Here is a 17,633-nt window from a genome sequence, read left to right on the forward strand (position 1 = left end):
GCTTACGGGATGTCTTCGGGTCGTCGTCCCGGGCGGCTCTTATAGGGCGGAAACGACCAGCCGAATTTCAGCGCACCGCCTCGCACCGCGAAGGCAGCAAGAACGCCCGCCGGATAGGAAATCTGGCCCGGCAGGTTCAGAAGCTCGCCAGCGGTATAGACCCCGGCTCCGATGATTGCTGCCGTCACATAGATTTCCGGAGTAAGCAGCACGGAAGGTTCACCGGCCAGCAGATCACGCAGGATCCCGCCGAAGCAGGCCGTCAGCATGCCCATGATGATCGAAACGGCCGGCGAGCCGGTGATCGCCATGCCTTTCGCAGCGCCCATCACCGCAAAGACGGCAAGGCCGATGGCATCGAGCCACAGCAGAAGCTTGTAGCGGGATTCGACACGGTGCGCGCCGAAGAAGACCACAAGCGCCACGGCGGTGCAGATAAGCACATAGTCGCGATTGGCGACCCAGAACACCGGCACGCCGAGGATCAGGTCACGAAAGGTACCGCCACCGATACCCGTCACTGCGGCGAGAAAAATGAAGCCGACGATATCGAGCTGCTTGCGCGAGGCCGCCAACGCACCCGTAGCCGCGAACACCGCAACGCCGGCATAGTCGATGAAGGTGATGGCGGACATCGGAAGCCGGAATGAGGGGCAGCAGGGGAATAAGGCGCCAAGGCAATATACCCGAACATACATGCAGCTCGTGGCCATAGCCAGAGCCGTCAGCTTTGCCGAATATTGCCTGCCCTACTGCCCCAACCCCTATTGCCTTACTCAGGCATCCTTCTCGGCCTGCTCGTTGACCGGGCCGGGCTCGATGCCTTCGGCAGCGGCCTTCGGGCCCCCCTTGGACACGCCGACCATGGCCGGACGCAGCACGCGCTCACCGATCGAGTAGCCGGGCTGCACGACCTGGACGACCGTGTTGGCCGGCACGCTCGGGTTCGGCACCTCGAACATCGCCTGATGGAAATTCGGATCGAATTTCTCGCCTTGCGGCTCGAGTTTCTTCACGCCGTGACGCTCGAGCGCGCCAAGCATGGCACGTTCGGTGATGTCGACGCCCTCGATCAAGGCCTTGAGGCCGGCATCGGCGGACGCCTTGGCCTCTGCCGGAATGGCCTCCAGCGCGCGGGCCAGATTGTCCGACACCGAAAGCATGTCGCGCGCGAAATTGGCGATCGCGTAGGTGCGGGCATCCTGAACATCACGCGCTGTGCGACGACGCAGATTCTCCATCTCGGCTGCGGTGCGCAGCGCCTTGTCCTTCAGTTCCTCATTTTCCTTAAGCAGTCGAACCAGCGCCTCATAGTCGCCGTCGACACCACCTTCGGTGCGCTCTGTTTCGGCTTCCATCGCCTCGATATCTTCAGGCGCGCGTTCGTCTTTTGCCTGGTCGCTCATCGCCATTTCCCGTCATGCCGGTTGGTTCTGGATTTGTGCCCGATATCGAGGTTTGGGACTCAAAAATCAAGGGGAAAGGGCATTTATGGCCGGCATTGGAGTGTCCTAGTTCAAAAGCAGCCGATACAGACGAATTAAATCAAATTTTACGCTGTTTTCGATCCCCGCTTGCCAAATTGACGCAATATGGGAACGATTCACCGGCGGGGAAGTTTCAAGGCCGACTAAGGATTTTGAGGCCATGTCCCGTACCAATGCAGTCAAGCACGATCAGTTGCCGACGCAGATCAGGCGTTAGTTTTCCGATCGCTCGAACCAGCGGTTCCTGCACAGCTTGCCGACCTTCAAGGTGGTGAACGAATTACCTGAGCCGTTGCGCACGCTGCTCGAAAGGCTCGACGCACAGGAAGAAAGCACACGCCCCCGCTAGGGCGATTCCAGTCGGGGAAACGCGGAAGACCTGAGTTGCTCCGGTCAAAAGCAACTCGGGATCAAACAGCGAACCCGTCAGGCGGCGGCGACCTTGATCAGGTCGGCCGCCTTTTCTGCGATCATGATCGTCGGCGCGTTGGTGTTGCCACCGATCAGCGTTGGCATCACCGAGGCGTCGACCACGCGCAGACCCGAAATGCCGCGCACGCGCAGTTGTGTATCGACCACCGCCATGTCGTCGGTGCCCATTCGGCAGCTGCCGACGGGATGATAGATCGTGTCCGCGCGGGAACGGATGTGGTTCATCAGGTCGGCATCACTGCTGACCCCAGCGGTATAAATCTCCTTGTGGCGGTACTTCGCCAGTGCCGGCGCCTCCAGCACGTTGCGCATCATCTTCGCTCCCTTCAGCATCAACGCTGCATCACGCTCATCCGAAAGATAGCGCGGGTCGATGCGCGGCGCGGCCAGCGGATCGGCGCTCGCGAGCGTCACCTCGCCGCGTGAAAAGGGCCTGAGCACGCAGACATGGCATGAGAAACCGTAGCCCATATGCATCTTGCGGCCGTGGTTGTCGACAATCGCGATGACGAAGTGCAGTTGCAGGTCGGGGCGCTCCAGCACCGACTCCGATTTCATGAAAGCGCCACCTTCGGCATAGGGCGTCGCAATCATGCCCGTGCCGTCCTTGCGCCACTGCAGTATATGTTTCACCAGGTTGATGGTGCCCTTGAGGCCCAGGCCCATCATGTCGGTTTCCTTCGATTTCCAGCTCATGACGAAATCGAGATGATCCTGCAGGTTCTTGCCGACACCCGGCAGGTCGTGAGCCACCGCGACGTTCTGGGCCGCCAGCTCCGTGCCGGGCCCGATGCCGGACAGAAGCAGGAGTTGCGGCGAACCGAAGGCCCCGCCTGAAACCACCACCTCGCGGCCTGCCTGGGCAAAAGCCTCGCCATTGGCTGTCCGGTAGCGGACGCCAATTGCGCGCTTGCCATCCAGCATGATGCCGGTGGCACGCGCGCCCGTGATCACGGCGAGGTTCTTGCGGTTCATCACAGGATGCAGATAGGCAGCGGCCGCCGAGCAGCGTTCGCCATTGCGTTTTCCGCCCCAGAACTGGGTGACCTGGTAGAGCCCGGCGCCCTCCTGCTCCGGGCCGTTGAAATCCTCATTCTGCCGGATCTGATTCTCCCCGCACGCCGCTACGAATGCTTGGCTGAGCGCACGCGGGTTCTGCTGTTCCGCCACCCGCAACGGACCGTCGTCACCGTGCAGATCGCTTGCGCCGCGTTGGTTGCCCTCTGCACGCCTGAAGTAGGGCAGAACATCATCCCACGACCACCCCGCACAACCGGCTGCAGCCCAATCGTCGTAGTCGGCCTGATGGCCGCGGATATACAGCATGGCATTGATGGCGCTCGAGCCGCCCAATGCCTTGCCGCGCGGCTGATAGCCTTTGCGCCCGTTCAGTCCCGGCTGGGGCACCGTCTCGAAAGCCCAGTTGTTGATCTTCGGGCGCCCCGGCAGCAGCGCGACGATGCCGGCAGGTGCCCGGATCAGCATGTCCTTGCCCTCGCCGCCGGCCTCGAGCAGACAGACGCTGACAGATGGATCTTCCGAGAGCCGCGCGGCCAGCACCGAACCCGCCGAGCCACCGCCGGCGATGACGTAGTCGAACTTCATGGCAGCCTCCCAGGGATGGCGGCGGATGTTTCCGTCCGCCAGCTCAGAGAAACCTCAAACCTCAGGGTTGTAAAGAGATGCAACCGGCGTGGCGGATAGGACCTTTGGCCGGTCGCGTCGCGTCGATATGCGGTCAGTTGCTTGGGGTGCGGCGCCAGCTGTAGCCGCCAGCTGGTGCCGTAGTCTCGGCTGCCGGCTGATAATAGACCGGAAGCCCGTCCAGGCGGCCTTCCTCCAGGCGCTTGAGCAGTACCGGATGCGAGATCTCGAACTCGTCGAACCCGACGCGCAACATGTGCGGCAGCTGATCGATCAGCACCTGGCCCGTTGCCCTGACAGCGCCTTCGAAACCATGGCGGCTGCGCAGCAGCGAGGATTTGGAAAACGAGCGTCCGTCTGTGAAGGAAGGGAAGGCCAATGCCACCAGCGAAAGCTGATCGAGCAGGTCGACGATCTTCTCCAGCTGGTCACCCGGCTGTAGCGAAACACCGAGCCGCTCCTTCGCCGAAGTCCTCACCTGCGGATCGAGATCGAGGAAGGCCTGCAGCGGCAGAATGAAACGGCCATTGCCGGAAAGCGCGTCGGCGGTCTCGGCATGCGTCCAGTCATCCTCGCGGAACCCGGTGGGGGTCCACAGGCGTGACGCCGGCGCGGCGCTCTTCTCGGGCTTTGCGGTCTCGGTCATGAAGGCGAGCATATGGCTTATTCTTCTGTCAATTTCCAGTGATTGCTGAGCGGAGAAGGCTGTAGGGGATTAGGCAGTAAGGCAGTGGTGGCTTTTGCCCCTACTGCCCTATTCTCTTCGTCTCACAACGACGCATCCGTCAGCGACTTCTCCAGACCGGAAAGATGGATACCGCATTCGGTCTTGGCATGGCCGGCCCAGCGCCCGGAACGGGCGTCTTCGCCGGGCTGCACAGGTTGCGTGCACGGGAAGCAGCCGATCGACAAATAACCGTAGGCGACCAGCGGATTTTCGCGCAGCGCATGCTGGCGCATGTAATCAGCCTGGTCGGCGGTCGTGAAGCGCGCCAGCGGATTGATGCGGATGCGCGAGCCGACCGCCTCGAATGCCGGCAACGCCGTACGGGTCGAGGCCTGGAAGCGTTTGCGGCCGGTGAACCAGGCACGATACGGCTCGACGCCGCGCGCCATTAGTTCCACCTTGCGCACGTCGCAGCAGGCATCGGTGTTGGTTTCGTGCAACTTGCCGGTCGGATCGATGCGGGCAAGTGCTGCCTCGTCGGGCGTCACAACCTGGATGTTGGTCAGGCCGAAATCGGCAGCCAGCGCGTCGCGATAATCGAACGTTTCCTCGAAATGCTTGCCGGTATCGAGGAAGATGATCGGCAGTTGCTTGTCGACCTCGGCGATCAGATGCAGGAGCACAGCTGAATCCGCACCGAAGGAAGACACGGCGGCGAGTTCACCGGGAAACAGCTCCACGGCAGCCCGCTCGATGATCTCGTGTGCGCTCAGATGCCCGTACAGCGCATCGAACGCGGCAGCCTGCGCTGCCACGCCGCTTTCTCCGGGAATGGCCTGATCAAGCGGCCTTGGCTTCGCCAGCATAGAGCGCCTCCTTGAATGGCGCAGGGCCGACGCGGCGATAGGCATCGAGAAACTTTTCCGACCTGTCGAGGCGAATGGCCAGATAGGTTTCGACGACGGTCTCGATAGCGTCGGTGATCTCGTCCGGTCCAAAGCCACGGCCGATGATTTCGCCGACGGAGGTGTGTTCGTCGGCCGACCCGCCGAGCGTGACCTGGTAGAGTTCCGCGCCCTTCTTCTCGACACCGAGAATGCCAATGTGGCCGACATGGTGATGGCCGCAGGCATTGATGCAGCCGGAAATCTTCAGCTTGAGCTCGCCGATGTCGCGCTGCCGTTCCAATGATGCAAAGCGCTTGGAAATGTTCTGCGCCACGATGATCGAGCGCGCATTGGCCAGAGCGCAGTAATCGAGGCCGGGGCAGGCGATGATGTCCGAGATCAGGTCCGAATTGGCGGTCGCCAGTCCGATCTCCGCCAGCCGGTCGTAGACCGCCTTCAGATCGGCGCGCGCCACATGTGGGAGGATGAGGTTCTGCTCGTGGCTGACGCGCACTTCGTCGAATGCATAAGTCTCGGCAAGATCGGCAACCGCATCCATCTGGTTGTCGGAAGCATCGCCCGGCACCTCGCCGATGCCCTTCAGCGAAATCGTCACCGCCGCGTAGTCTGGATTGCGGTGCGTCACGACATTCTGGTCGAGCCATTCTGAGAAGCTGCGCGAATCCAACCGCGCCAGCTTGATCGCCTCGTCTCCTTCGGGCCGCGCCGGCAGTGCCGGCGGTGCGAAATAGGCGTCGATCGCCTTGATATCGGCCTCCGGCAGCGTCAGCTCGCCATCCTTCAGCTCTGCCCATTCGGCCTCGACCTGGCGCGTGAACTCTTCGACGCCGGTCTCATGCACCAGGATCTTGATACGCGCCTTGTACTTGTTGTCGCGCCGCCCATAGAGATTGTACACGCGCAGGATCGCCGTGCAGTAGGACAGAAGGTGCTCTTCCGGCAGGAAGTCGCGGATCTTCTTCGCAACCAGAGGCGTCCGCCCCTGCCCTCCGCCGACATAAACAGCGAAGCCGAGTTCGCCGGCCGCGTTATTCTTGAGGTGCAGGCCGATGTCATGGGTCTGGATGGCAGCACGGTCGCGTTCGGCACCGGTCACCGCGATCTTGAACTTGCGCGGCAGGTAGGAGAATTCCGGGTGCACCGACGACCACTGGCGCAGGATTTCAGCGTAGGGGCGCGGGTCGGCAGCCTCGTCGGCTGCAGCGCCTGCAAAATGGTCGGCGGTCACGTTGCGGATGCAATTGCCGCTGGTCTGGATGGCGTGCATCTCCACCGAGGCGAGATCCGACAGGATCGCCGGGATGTCGGACAATGCGGGCCAGTTGAACTGGATGTTCTGGCGCGTGGTGAAGTGGCCGTAGCCCTTGTCGTATTTGCGCGCGATATGGGCGAGCATCCTGAGCTGCTTAGACGACAACGTGCCGTAGGGAACGGCGATGCGCAGCATATAGGCATGCAGTTGCAGATAAACGCCGTTCATCAGGCGCAGGGGCCGGAACTGATCCTCGGTGATTTCGCCGGCCAGGCGGCGCTCCACCTGATCGGTGAACTGGGCGACGCGGGCCTGCACGAACTGATGGTCGAACTCGTCGTAGCGATACATGTCTTGTCCTCCGGACGCCGAAGCATCCGCTTGTCGTGGTCAGGCTGCGGTCGGGCGTGCCTGTTTGCCGAGATCGTTGCGATTGGTGGGGCCGGCTGCGCGGATTCTCTCGCGCAGGCGCAGCGGATGAATGACGCCGTCGACGACTTCGACATCGATCAGGTTGACGTCGACCACTTCGTTGGCGGCAAAAGAAGCGGCACCGATCGCTTCCAGCCGCTCCTCGGCCGCCTTGTCGGTGGCAAGTTCCGAGCTGTCGATCGTTTCGGCCCAGGCGCCACCGGCATACCAGACGGCTTCGCCATCGGTGAGACGGTTTGCGGTCAGGATCTTCATGATACGGCTCCCTGGATGACCGGCTGTCCGGCCTCTTGATACTTGCCTGCCGCGAGCGGCTCGGAGTGGCTGAAATTGGCACCCGCGACAGCGTCGCCGATAACGGTCATGACCGGACCGGTGAGATCGCTGCGTGCCTCGAGCGAAGGCAGGTCTGCCAGCGTGCCGTGGAACCGGCGCCGGTTGGCGAGGCTGGCATTTTCGACAACTGCGACCGCGGTATCGGGTGAGAGCCCGGCTTCGATCAGGCGACCGGCGACGTCGGCGGCGACGCTGCGCCCCATATAGACGGCGACGGTTGCACCGGAGATGGCGAGCTTCGCCCAGTCCGGCAGCGTTCCGCCCTTGAGGTCGTGGCCGGTGGTGAAAACCATGGAAGAGGTCACGCCGCGCAAGGTCAGCGGCAGTTCGAAATCGGCGGCGGCCGCAAAGGCGGCGGTGACGCCGGGTACGACTTCATAGGAAATGCCGGCTTCACGCAATGCGGCCATCTCTTCGCCGGCGCGGCCGAACACCAGCGGATCGCCGCTCTTCAGCCGAACGACGCGCCGCCCTTCGCGGCCGAGCGAAACCAGCAGGGCATTGATCTCGGATTGCGATTTGGAATGGCAGCCCTTGCGCTTGCCGACAGGCAGGCGTTCGGCATCGCGGCGGCCCATGGCGACGACGGCTTCCGGGACCAGCGCATCGTAAACGATGACATCGGCTTCCATCAGCAGACGCTGGGCGCGCAGGGTGAGCAGATCTTCCGCGCCTGGCCCGGCGCCGACCAATGCGATGTGGCCGCTGAAGGCCGTGTTGGAGAGCAGCAGCCCGGAGGCAGCGTCATGCGCTGCCGACAGATTGCCGGCCTCGACGGCCCGTGCAGGCGAACCGCCGAAGAAATCGGCCCAGAACCGACGGCGGCGGTTGCCCTTGGGCAGGATGCGCTCGGCCGCCTCGCGGAAGGTTGCGGCAAGGGCAGCCAGCGGCCCAAGCGATGGCGACAGCAATTGATCGATGCGGGCGCGGATCATCTGTGCCAGCACCGGGCCGGCGCCTTCCGTGCCGATGGCAACGACGACGGGCGCACGATTGACCAGGGCCGGCGTGAAGAAATCGCACAGCTCCGGCCGGTCAACCGCGTTGACCGGGATGTTCAGCGCGCGGGCATCCTCGGAAACCTGGCGGTCTGAAGCTCCCTCGCCGGTGGCGGCAAAAACCAGTACGGCACCAGCGAGATGCCCGCTGCGATAGGCTTCGGCAATGTGGCGGGCGCCGTTTTCTGCGATCCAGGCCCGTAGCGCCGGCTCCACCTGTTCGGCGACGATGATGATGTGGGCACTGGACTGGCCAATCAGTCTTGCCTTGGCCAGCGCTTCCTCGCCGCCGCCGACGATGATCACGGCTTCGCCCTCCACCCGCATGAAGACGGGAAAGGCATTGAGCTTGGGGGTGGCATGCGGCATTGCGGTAAGACCCTGAACAGGCTGGCATTTCTACGCGCATGCGGCAAAGATCAGAAGGAACGCACTCGCGCGCCTTCGTTTTGGAGGCAATCTCTTTTCTGAAAGCATGAGAGGTCGGAGAAAAATTTTTCTCCCAACGGCGAAAAGCCGACCTGCGGGGTCAGTCCTTTCCTATCATGGCGGCTCTTCTAGCGTCCGCCGAGCCCGTCAGCAAACCACATTTTTCTAATTTCTATCTATTTAGTAGAATTAAGCCTCGGAACGCTGAAGGCCACGCTGGCGCCGAGGAATTTCTCCGCTCGCGCATTTCGCATGCATTTCAATGACCTCGCGGGGTTGCACGGCATCGTTGCCATCCCCATAGTGCTAGAAGGCGACGGCTCAGGGCGGCGCTCATCCAACATCATTAGACCAGAAGGGCGCTCCATCGACCATGCCGCATGACACTCCCCTTATCGCAACCATCGTCGTCGGTCTGGGGTTGGCATTTGTCTTTGGCGCCATAGCCAATCGTTTCCGCATCCCCCCTCTGGTCGGCTATCTGCTGGCCGGCATACTGGTCGGCCCCAACACGCCCGGCTTCGTTGCCGATCAGGGCCTTGCGCTCGAACTCGCCGAGATCGGCATCATTCTGCTGATGTTCGGCGTCGGCCTGCATTTCTCGATGAAGGACCTGCTTTCAGTGCGCGCCATCGCGCTGCCCGGCGCCGTGGTGCAGATAGGCTTCGCCACCCTGCTCGGCTGGGGGTTGGCCTGGATGCTCGGCTGGTCGCTTGGCGCCGGGCTGGTATTCGGCCTGGCGCTTTCGGTGGCCAGCACCGTGGTGCTGCTGCGCGCGCTGCAGGAACGCCGGTTGGTCGAGACTGAACGTGGCCGTATTGCCGTCGGCTGGCTGATCGTCGAAGACCTGGCCATGGTCCTGACGCTGGTGCTTTTGCCGGCGCTGGCTGGCGTTCTCGGTGGGGTGGATCAGGCTCCTCCCCCCGGAGGCCTCTATGGATTGACTGCCAGCTATGGTGTCTGGGGGGTGGTTGGCGTCACCCTCGCCAAGGTCGTCGCCTTCGTTGTGCTGATGCTGGTGGTCGGACGCAGGGTCATCCCCTGGATCCTGCACTATGTCGCTCACACGGGTTCGCGCGAACTGTTCCGCCTGGCTGTGCTGGCCGTGGCGCTCGGCGTCGCCTTTGGGGCCGCCAAGCTGTTCGGGGTTTCCCTGGCGCTCGGCGCCTTCTTCGCCGGCATGGTGATGAGCGAATCCGAGCTCAGTCATCGCGCCGCTGAGGAATCGCTGCCGCTGCGCGACGCCTTTTCCGTGCTGTTCTTCGTCTCGGTTGGCATGATGTTCGACCCGTTCAGCGTGATGCAGCATATCTGGCCGGTGCTCGGCACGCTGTTCATCATCGTCATCGGCAAGTCGCTGGCGGCATTCGCCATCGTGCTGCTGTTCGGCTATCCGATCGCGACGGCGCTGATCATTTCGGCCAGCCTTGCGCAGATCGGCGAATTTTCTTTCATCCTTGCCGAACTCGGCGTCGGCCTGAAACTTTTGCCTGAAGAAGGCCGCGACCTGATCCTGGTCGGCGCCATCCTTTCCATCATCCTGAACCCGGTGATGTTCCTGCTGGTCGACAGGCTGAAACCGTGGCTCGAGCAGCGGCGTGGCGGCGACGGCGCGATGGCCGCAGCTGCTCCGATCGGTCCGGCAACGACCGTCGGGCAGGTTGCCACCACGGGCGAAAAGCTCGAGGAAGACGATGCCCCGACACCCACGACGCTGACCAACCACACCATCCTGATTGGCTATGGCCGTGTCGGTAGCCTGGTGGGCAGCGCTCTTAGACAGGCCAATGAGCCATTCCTGGTCGTGGAGGACGCTGACAAGACAATCTCCCGCCTCAAGGCGGACGGCATCGAAACCGTGACGGGCAATGCCGCCAAGGAAGATGTCTTCGCCGCAGCCAATCCAACCTTGGCCAAGCGCCTGATCCTGGCCATTCCGAATGCCTTCGAGGCCGGCCGCATCGCACTGCTCGCCCGCGCTGCCAATCCGACGATCGAGATCGTCGCCCGCGCCCACTCCGATGCCGAGGTCGAGCATCTCGAAGGACTTGGCGCCAACACGGTCATCATGGGCGAGCGCGAAATCGCGCGCGGCATTGTCGAGGCCGTCCTGAAACCCGCACCGGACCGGCAGGACCAGCCAGCCGAAGCCGCGACAACGGCCTAGGCAACGAAACGCTCCTGGCTCCAGCTAGTTTGAACTGATCGCCTTCTTCTGCCGGGCTTGGCGAGCCTTCGGCTGCCGCACAAGCAGGCGTGTGCGGTCGCGTTCCTCTGCGACGCGACGCGCCCTGGCAGCAAGGAGATCCTTGCGGGCAACCAGGCCTACCAGCCTGCCCAACGCGTCGATCACCGGCACACGCCCGATGCCGTTTTCCGCCATGCGGTCCGCCAGGTGGCCGACCAGTTCGTCCGGCCAGCCGAACAGCGGCTCTTCGACAAGCATATCGCCAAGGTTGGCCGCACGATCGACGCTGCTGTTTTCGCTGAGCCAGGCCAGCACATCTCCCCGCGAAACCATGCCCACAACGGTCCGATCCGGCGCGATGACGGGATAACTTTTGTGGCGATGTTCAGCACTCATGAAGTGGTCGATCGTCTGGCCCACACTCCATGATGCTGCGATCGCCTCCGGCTCCTTCACCATCACGTCTTTCACCCAGGCCTGTTCGAAGGGATCGGCCTGGTATTCGCGCGTGATGTGAAGACCACGGCGAGCGATCTTTTCGGTGAGGATGGAACGCTTGAGCAGAAGCACCGTGGTGGCGTAGGCGATCGCGCAGGCAACCAGCAACGGCAGCAGTGCGTGCTGGTCTCCTGTCAGCTCGATTGCGAAGAGGGTTGCCGTCAGTGGCGCGCGCATCGTGCCGCCCATCATGGCGGCCATGCCGAGAAGTGCCCAGAAACCGCTGTCGGCCTGTGGCAACATCGGCGACAATAGCGCCCCCAGGGCGCCGCCGAAAATCAGCAACGGCGCAAGAACACCGCCGGATGTGCCCGAGCCCAGCGCGACAGCCCAGATGATCGCCTTCACCACAAGCAGCAGCAGCACGGCTTTGAAAACCAGATCGCCGGCGAGCAGGTGACGGATGTTGTCGTAGCCAACCCCCAGTGCCGCTGGCTCGATCAGGCCGCCGATGCCGACCATGAGGCCACCCAGCATCGGCCACCACATCCAGTGGATTGGCAGTTTCTGGAACAGGTCCTCGGAGCCGTAGACCATGGCGGTGAGCAGGCCGGAGCCCAATCCCATTGCAAGCCCAACCAGCATCCACGACAGGAAGGCCGGCAGTGAAGGCGTCATCTGGCCTGCATAGGCAAACAGCGGTGCCGGATCGAGCAGCATCGTGCGTTCGGCAGCGGCAACACTTGCTGCGACGACCACCGGCAGGAAGCTCCTCGGTTTCCATTCAAACAGCAGCAGCTCGACGGCAAGCAGCACTGCGGCAAGCGGCGTTCCGAAGATCGCGGTCATGCCGGCGGCGGCCCCCGCCACCAGCAGGGCCTTGCGTTCGCTGGAGCTGAGATGGATGGTCTGCGCGATCAGCGACCCAACCGCACCGCCCGTCATGATGATCGGGCCCTCGGCGCCGAACGGACCGCCAGTACCGATCGAGATAGCCGACGAAAGTGGTTTGAGCACGGCGACCTTGGCACTGATGCGGCTCTTGCCGATCAGGATCGCCTCAATCGCCTCCGGTATGCCGTGGCCTCGGATTTTCTCAGAACCGAAACGCGCCATCAAGCCGATGATCAGACAACCTATGACCGGAACGACGACCATTCCCCATCCGAGCGGCGAGCCGGCGATCGGCAAGGCTTCCAGAGAGAAACGGCCGTAATAGGCGATGTTGGTGCACAGCGTGATCAACCTGAGCAGGATCCACGCAGTGCCCACGGAAGCGGTTCCGACAATAACGGCGATTGCCATCAGCAACAGCACGCGAGCATCGGCGGTGAAGTCGCCGGGCTGCGGCACGGAGTGCCTGGACGAGACATGAGGCGGGTACCCTTGCCCGGCATTGGCTGGTTTGTGGGTCTCTGTCGATGTAGGCATGATGTCTATGCTGCTGATGAATTTATATCGCACTACGATATAAATTCAAAAAAGGAAATGACCTGTGATGAAAAACCCGAAAGCCGCCTCGCAGCGGCCGCATTCCGGTGGCCGGCAGGCCGTCGACTATCGTTCCCTTGCAGAATTCCGTTATGCGATCCGCAAATTTCTCGCCTTCAGCGAAGCGGCAGCGAGCGAAGCCGGCCTGACAGCGCAGCAGCACCAGGCCTTGCTCACCATCAAGGGCGTCGGCGAGGCCAATGGCCTGTCTATCGGCGATCTGGCGACAAGATTATTGGTGCGACAGCATACGGCCGCGGAACTGGCCAACCGGCTGGAGGAGGCAGGCCTTGTGCGCCGGCAGTCCGATCCGAAGGATGGTCGTCGCGTGCTGTTGACGCTCACGCCGGAAAGCGAAAACCGCCTGCAATCGCTGTCCAGTATCCATCTGGATGAGATCAGTTCGATGGCGCCGCAGTTGGTATCTATTCTGGCGAAGCTGAGCGCCACTCCCAACGAAAGGAAATAGAGCCCGGGCACCGTCGGAAAAACTGGCGCGCCTCAGCCGCCGCTCAGGATATCGAAGATCGAGGTGCTGCGCTTCTTGGTAGGCCCACCCACGTCACCCTGTGGTACTGGATGATCGATCGAAGCGGTGCTGCCATTGTCACGCGGCATCGCGGGGCTGGTGTACTGAACCTGCTGGCGTACGGCGCGCTGTGGCGCCGGCTGGTCGGAGGAGGCCGATGGCACGCCTCCTGGCACTGGTGCCGGCGGCGTCAAGTCAAACGGGACGTCGTCCTGCACGATGGTATCGGAAGGTGTCGAGCGCCAGGTGCCCGGCAGCGGCTTCACTGGCACGCCCTGATGCGCGGCCATCATGAACTCATGCCAGGCCTGCGCCGGCAGCGCACCGCCGGTAACGTTCTTCATCGCCGTGCCGTCGTCGTTACCGAACCACACCCCGGTCGTGAGATTGGCGGTGTAACCGACAAACCAGGCATCACGCGAATTCTGGCTGGTGCCTGTCTTGCCCGCTGAAGGCCAGCCGAAAGCCGCCTTCTTCGCGGTCCCGACCTCGACAGTGCCCGACATCATCGAATTCATCATGCCGATGATCTCGGTACGCGCCACACGCGGCACCGAGCCTTCTTTGGCTTTGTAGAGCACCTTGCCGTTGCCATCAGTGATGCGGCGCACGAAATGCACTTCCGGCCGGAACCCGCCATTGGCAAACGGCACATAGGCCGAAGTCAGTTCCAGCGGCGTCACTTCCGACGTACCGAGCGCGATCGCCGTGTTGTTCTGCAAATCCGACTGGATGCCCATGCGATGCGCGGTATCGACCACGGCATCGGGCCCGACTTCCATGGTCAGCTGCGCCGCCACCGAATTGAGCGACTTGGCCAGCGCCGTCGCCAGCGTGACCTTGCCATAATATTTGCCTTTGAAGTTGTCCGGCGACCAGTTGCCGATGCGGATCGGAGCATCGTTGCGCACGCTGTCAGGCGTGCGGCCTGCCTCCAGCGCCGTCATGTAGACAAAGGGCTTGAATGCGGAGCCAGGTTGCCGGCGCGCTTCCGAAGCGCGGTTGAACTGGCTGGTCGAGTAATCATAGCCGCCGACCATTGCCCGCACCGCGCCGGAATTGTCGATCGACACCAGCGCGCCCTGGGTGACATTGAGCTTGCTGCCCTTCGCATCGATCAACTCGCGGATCGACTTCTCGGCCAGTTTTTGCAGCGTGAGATCGACCGTCGTTTCCACGACGATGTCGCCGCGCACGTCACCGATCAAGGTCGGCAATTCTTCGACTATGGCGTCGGCGACATAGTTTTCCGAACCGGTCCAATAGGACGGCGCCCGCACGGCGGGGGCAGCCATCGCCGTCTTCAGTTCCTTGTCGCTGATCATGCCCTCTTCGCGCATGGCCCCCAGCACCAGTTGCGCGCGGCTCTCGGCGGCCTTGGGATCGCGAGCCGGCGAGAAACGCGACGGCGCCTTCAACAGCCCCGCGAGCAACGCTGCCTCGGAGAGCGTCACATCGCGTGCGCTCTTGCCGAAATAGCGGCGCGACGCCGCTTCGACGCCATGTGCGCCGGAGCCGAAATAGACCCGGTTGAGATACATCTCCAGAATCTGATCCTTGGTGTGTTTCTGCTCCAGCCAGATGGCGAGCAGCACCTCCTGCACCTTGCGCTCCAGGGTGCGATCCGGCTTCAGGAAAAGGTTCTTGGCAAGCTGCTGGGTCAAGGTCGAGCCACCCTGGCGCAGGTGACCGCCTATGAGATTTGTCACCACCGCGCGGGTGAAGCCGATCGGGTCGATGCCGTAGTGCGAGTAGAAACGCCGGTCCTCGATGGCGATGACAGCCTCGGGAATGTAGCGCGACATCTCGTTGAGACCGACCGCCTCACCACCGCTCATGCCGCGGTTGGCGATCAGATGGTCATCGACGTCAACGATCTTGATGTTGGGCGCCCGGTCCGGAACCGACCAGGTGGTGGCCGCCGGCATCTTGGCGCCGTAGTAGACGACGACGCCGGCAACGGCGATACCGCCCCATATGGCGAGCACGAAGCACCAGTAAAGCAACCGTCCGAACAGGCCGGTCTTGCTGCGCCTGCGCCGGCCGCCACGGGCCGACTTCGCCTTGGCCGTGCCGCGCTTGCTGGAGGTTTTGCGATTTCCCGGCACGACGCGGTCCTCTTCCCGCACCGAGAATCCCGAAGACGAAGCCGTCTGCGACGGCCCGTCGAAACTGGGCTCGATGCGTCTGTCCCTGCGGTCCGCCATGCGCTGCCGATAGTCCCGATGCCGATGGCGCTCCGGTGAAGACTAGATAAGGCGGTTTAAAGGCGGGTTAAGGGAGGTACCCGGCCAGCGCACAGGCAAGCTGGTGATTTCGTGAAATACCGCGGCATGCACCCTTGACCCTGTTCATGCTTGCCGTAGCTTCGGCCGCAGCGGGCCGGGACGTGGAGGAGAGGACATGTCTATGCGATGCGCCGTTGTTACGACCGCGGCAGCGGTCAGCCTGTTCTTGCAGGCGCCGGCTTTTGCTCAGTCGGCCGGCCCGACCATCGAGGATGCGGAAAAATTCCTCAAGGAAGCTGAGATCGTGTTGAATGCCGATTCGGTTCAGGTCAACCGGATCCAGTGGGTGAACAGCACGTTCATCACCGAAGACACCGACGCGCTTTCCGCCGAAGCCGGTGCCCGCCAGACCGAGCTTTCAGTCCGTCTTGCCCTTGAAGCCTCGAAGTTCGACAAGGTCAAAGGGCTTGGCGACGAGGTCAAACGCAAACTCAACCTCCTGAAGGGCTTCCTCGTACTGCCGGCGCCAACGACGGCTGGCGCCGCTGACCAGTTGAACAACATCTCCACCAAGCTGGAGTCGGCTTACGGCAAAGGCGAAGGCACGCTGCGCGGCAAAACGATCACTGGCTCCGACATCGAAGAGCAGATGTCGCTCAACCGCAATCCCGAAGAGCTGAAGGAGATGTGGACCAGTTGGCACGACAATGTCGGCGCTCCGATGCGCGCCGACTATCAACGGCTGGTCGAGATCTCCAATGCCGGAGCCAAGGAGCTTGGTTACCCGAATGTTGGCGCGATGTGGCGCTCGCAATATGACATGCCCGCCGATGAGGTCACCAGGCTGACAGACAAGATCTGGGCGGACACCAAGCCGCTCTATGACGACCTGCACTGCTATGTGCGCGGCAAGCTCAACGAAAAATACGGTGATGCCGTGCAACCCAAGACCGGCCCCATTCGCGCCGACCTGCTCGGCAACATGTGGGCACAGGACTGGACCGGCATCTATGACTTCGTCGCGCCCACCGGCACTGGCGATATCGGCTACGACCCGACGGAACTGCTGAAGTCAGCCGGCTACGATGACAGGAAGATGGTCGAAACCGGAGAAGCGTTCTTCACCTCGCTTGGCTTCGCCAAATTGCCGGAAACGTTCTGGAAGCGCTCCATGTTCGTGAAACCGGCCGATCGCGACGTCGTGTGCCACGCCTCGGCATGGGATATCGACAATCAGGACGACGTGCGCATCAAGATGTGCATCAAGGTCAACGGCCAGGATTTCGTGACAGTCCATCACGAACTCGGCCACAATTTCTATCAGCGCGCTTATAAGACACAGGACTTCCTGTATATGAACGGCGCGAACGATGGTTTCCACGAGGCGGTCGGCGACACGATCGCGCTGTCGATCACGCCGGAGTATCTCGTTCAAATCGGACTGCTGCCCAAAGACAAGGTGCCGAGCAGCGACAAGGACATCGGTCTGCTGCTGCGCAAGGCCATGGAAAAGATCGCCTTCATGCCGTTTGGCCTGCTGGTCGACAAATGGCGCTGGGGCGTTTTTGACGGCTCGGTGACGCCGGAGCGCTACAATACTGCCTGGAACGATTTGCGCCTGAAGTATCAGGGTATCCAGCCACCTGTCGAACGCAGCGAGACATCTTTCGACCCTGGCGCGAAGTACCACATTCCCGCAACCACGCCTTACCTGCGTTATTTTCTCGCCAATGTGCTGCAGTTCCAGTTCTATCAGGCCGCTTGCGAGCAAAGTGGCTGGAAAGGTCCGCTGCATCGCTGCTCATTCTACAACAACAAGGAAGTCGGCAAGAAATTCAACGCAATGCTGGAAATGGGCGCCTCGAAACCCTGGCCGGATGCGCTGGAAGCCTTCACCGGCCAGCGCGAGATTTCGGGCGACGCGATCATCGCTTATTTCGCACCGCTTCAAACCTGGCTGAAAGAACAGAACCGGGGCAAGAGCTGCGGCTGGTAGATAGGAACCGGAGTATCGGGAGCGCGCTTGCTCCCCCGAAATGAGTATCGGTATATACGTCCAAAACAGCTCACGGCCTCGTCAGGATGGCGAACCGCTTGTCTCTGAGTTTCGATGCAATTGTCGCGGCATTCAGGCGCGCCATCCCCGTCAATTACTCTTCAAAAACAGACCGCGT

Annotated in this window: 13 protein-coding genes; 3 read left to right on the top strand and 10 right to left on the bottom strand. The window is 62.3% G+C overall.

The annotated features are described in order from the left end of the window. Window positions 1-2: 2 nt before the first annotated feature. The 8 genes from AC3WTO_RS19985 to cysG all read right to left on the bottom strand — a co-directional run bounded on the left by AC3WTO_RS19985 (window position 3) and on the right by cysG (window position 8,525). Complete coding sequence (locus AC3WTO_RS19985; RefSeq protein WP_492462635.1) at window positions 3-635, bottom strand: trimeric intracellular cation channel family protein; 633 nt, start codon at window positions 633-635, stop codon at window positions 3-5. A gap of 141 nt (window positions 636-776) precedes the next feature. Next, a complete protein-coding gene (gene grpE, locus AC3WTO_RS19990; protein WP_492462636.1) occupies window positions 777-1,406 on the bottom strand; it encodes a nucleotide exchange factor GrpE in 630 nt (209 codons plus the stop codon). A gap of 507 nt (window positions 1,407-1,913) precedes the next feature. Continuing rightward, window positions 1,914-3,524: a GMC family oxidoreductase gene (locus tag AC3WTO_RS19995; protein ID WP_492462637.1), complete on the bottom strand. Its 1,611-nt coding sequence runs from the start codon at window positions 3,522-3,524 to the stop codon at window positions 1,914-1,916. A 133-nt stretch (window positions 3,525-3,657) separates the two neighbouring features. Beyond that, on the bottom strand, window positions 3,658-4,209 hold the full coding sequence (locus tag AC3WTO_RS20000) for a DUF934 domain-containing protein (protein ID WP_492462773.1): 552 nt from the start codon (window positions 4,207-4,209) through the stop codon (window positions 3,658-3,660). A 122-nt stretch (window positions 4,210-4,331) separates the two neighbouring features. After that, entirely contained in the window at window positions 4,332-5,096 is a 765-nt protein-coding gene (locus AC3WTO_RS20005) for a phosphoadenylyl-sulfate reductase (protein ID WP_492462638.1), read from the bottom strand. Continuing rightward, window positions 5,071-6,741: a nitrite/sulfite reductase gene (locus AC3WTO_RS20010; protein WP_492462639.1), complete on the bottom strand. Its 1,671-nt coding sequence runs from the start codon at window positions 6,739-6,741 to the stop codon at window positions 5,071-5,073. The genes AC3WTO_RS20005 and AC3WTO_RS20010 overlap by 26 nt, the downstream gene beginning before the upstream one ends. Window positions 6,742-6,780: 39 nt before the next feature. Next, window positions 6,781-7,077 (bottom strand): DUF2849 domain-containing protein, encoded by a 297-nt coding sequence (locus AC3WTO_RS20015; RefSeq protein WP_492462640.1) that lies wholly within the window; start codon window positions 7,075-7,077, stop codon window positions 6,781-6,783. Next, window positions 7,074-8,525 carry a siroheme synthase CysG gene (cysG, locus tag AC3WTO_RS20020; protein WP_492462641.1) on the bottom strand — a complete coding sequence of 484 codons (1,452 nt, stop codon included), beginning with the start codon at window positions 8,523-8,525 and terminating at the stop codon, window positions 7,074-7,076. Before cysG ends, AC3WTO_RS20015 begins: the two co-directional genes overlap by 4 nt. Before the next feature lie 433 nt (window positions 8,526-8,958). Between cysG and ybaL the strand changes: the two genes are divergently transcribed. Further along, entirely contained in the window at window positions 8,959-10,752 is a 1,794-nt protein-coding gene (gene ybaL / locus AC3WTO_RS20025; protein ID WP_492462642.1) for a YbaL family putative K(+) efflux transporter, read from the top strand. Window positions 10,753-10,776: 24 nt separating this feature from the next. Here ybaL and AC3WTO_RS20030 read toward each other — a convergent pair whose 3' ends face one another. Continuing rightward, complete coding sequence (locus tag AC3WTO_RS20030; protein ID WP_492462643.1) at window positions 10,777-12,642, bottom strand: chloride channel protein; 1,866 nt, start codon at window positions 12,640-12,642, stop codon at window positions 10,777-10,779. Window positions 12,643-12,709: 67 nt separating this feature from the next. Between AC3WTO_RS20030 and AC3WTO_RS20035 the strand changes: the two genes are divergently transcribed. Then, window positions 12,710-13,171, top strand: a complete 462-nt coding sequence (locus AC3WTO_RS20035) for a MarR family winged helix-turn-helix transcriptional regulator (RefSeq protein ID WP_492462644.1) — start codon at window positions 12,710-12,712, stop codon at window positions 13,169-13,171. 32 nt (window positions 13,172-13,203) lie between these two features. Here the strand turns inward: AC3WTO_RS20035 and AC3WTO_RS20040 are convergent, their stop codons facing one another. Further along, the gene (locus AC3WTO_RS20040; protein WP_492462645.1) at window positions 13,204-15,438 is read right to left on the bottom strand and encodes a transglycosylase domain-containing protein; all 2,235 of its coding nucleotides are present in this window, start codon (window positions 15,436-15,438) and stop codon (window positions 13,204-13,206) included. Window positions 15,439-15,634: 196 nt separating this feature from the next. On the opposite strand from AC3WTO_RS20040, the gene AC3WTO_RS20045 reads away from it, so the two are divergent. Further along, complete coding sequence (locus tag AC3WTO_RS20045; protein WP_492462646.1) at window positions 15,635-17,455, top strand: M2 family metallopeptidase; 1,821 nt, start codon at window positions 15,635-15,637, stop codon at window positions 17,453-17,455. The last annotated feature ends 178 nt before the right edge of the window (window positions 17,456-17,633 follow it).

The sequence above is a fragment of the Mesorhizobium sp. EU05-FHT14A09 genome (genome assembly GCF_058790995.1).

Coding starts and splice junctions, on each gene's coding strand:
- AC3WTO_RS20045 (WP_492462646.1), top strand. CDS start 15,635: ATGTCTATGCGATGCGCCGTTGTTACGACCGCGGCAGCGGTCAGCCTG.
- AC3WTO_RS20010 (WP_492462639.1), bottom strand. CDS start 6,741: ATGTATCGCTACGACGAGTTCGACCATCAGTTCGTGCAGGCCCGCGTC.
- cysG (WP_492462641.1), bottom strand. CDS start 8,525: ATGCCGCATGCCACCCCCAAGCTCAATGCCTTTCCCGTCTTCATGCGG.
- ybaL (WP_492462642.1), top strand. CDS start 8,959: ATGCCGCATGACACTCCCCTTATCGCAACCATCGTCGTCGGTCTGGGG.
- AC3WTO_RS20030 (WP_492462643.1), bottom strand. CDS start 12,642: ATGCCTACATCGACAGAGACCCACAAACCAGCCAATGCCGGGCAAGGG.
- AC3WTO_RS20005 (WP_492462638.1), bottom strand. CDS start 5,096: ATGCTGGCGAAGCCAAGGCCGCTTGATCAGGCCATTCCCGGAGAAAGC.
- AC3WTO_RS20000 (WP_492462773.1), bottom strand. CDS start 4,209: ATGACCGAGACCGCAAAGCCCGAGAAGAGCGCCGCGCCGGCGTCACGC.
- AC3WTO_RS20015 (WP_492462640.1), bottom strand. CDS start 7,077: ATGAAGATCCTGACCGCAAACCGTCTCACCGATGGCGAAGCCGTCTGG.
- AC3WTO_RS19985 (WP_492462635.1), bottom strand. CDS start 635: ATGTCCGCCATCACCTTCATCGACTATGCCGGCGTTGCGGTGTTCGCG.
- AC3WTO_RS19995 (WP_492462637.1), bottom strand. CDS start 3,524: ATGAAGTTCGACTACGTCATCGCCGGCGGTGGCTCGGCGGGTTCGGTG.
- AC3WTO_RS20035 (WP_492462644.1), top strand. CDS start 12,710: ATGAAAAACCCGAAAGCCGCCTCGCAGCGGCCGCATTCCGGTGGCCGG.
- grpE (WP_492462636.1), bottom strand. CDS start 1,406: ATGAGCGACCAGGCAAAAGACGAACGCGCGCCTGAAGATATCGAGGCG.
- AC3WTO_RS20040 (WP_492462645.1), bottom strand. CDS start 15,438: ATGGCGGACCGCAGGGACAGACGCATCGAGCCCAGTTTCGACGGGCCG.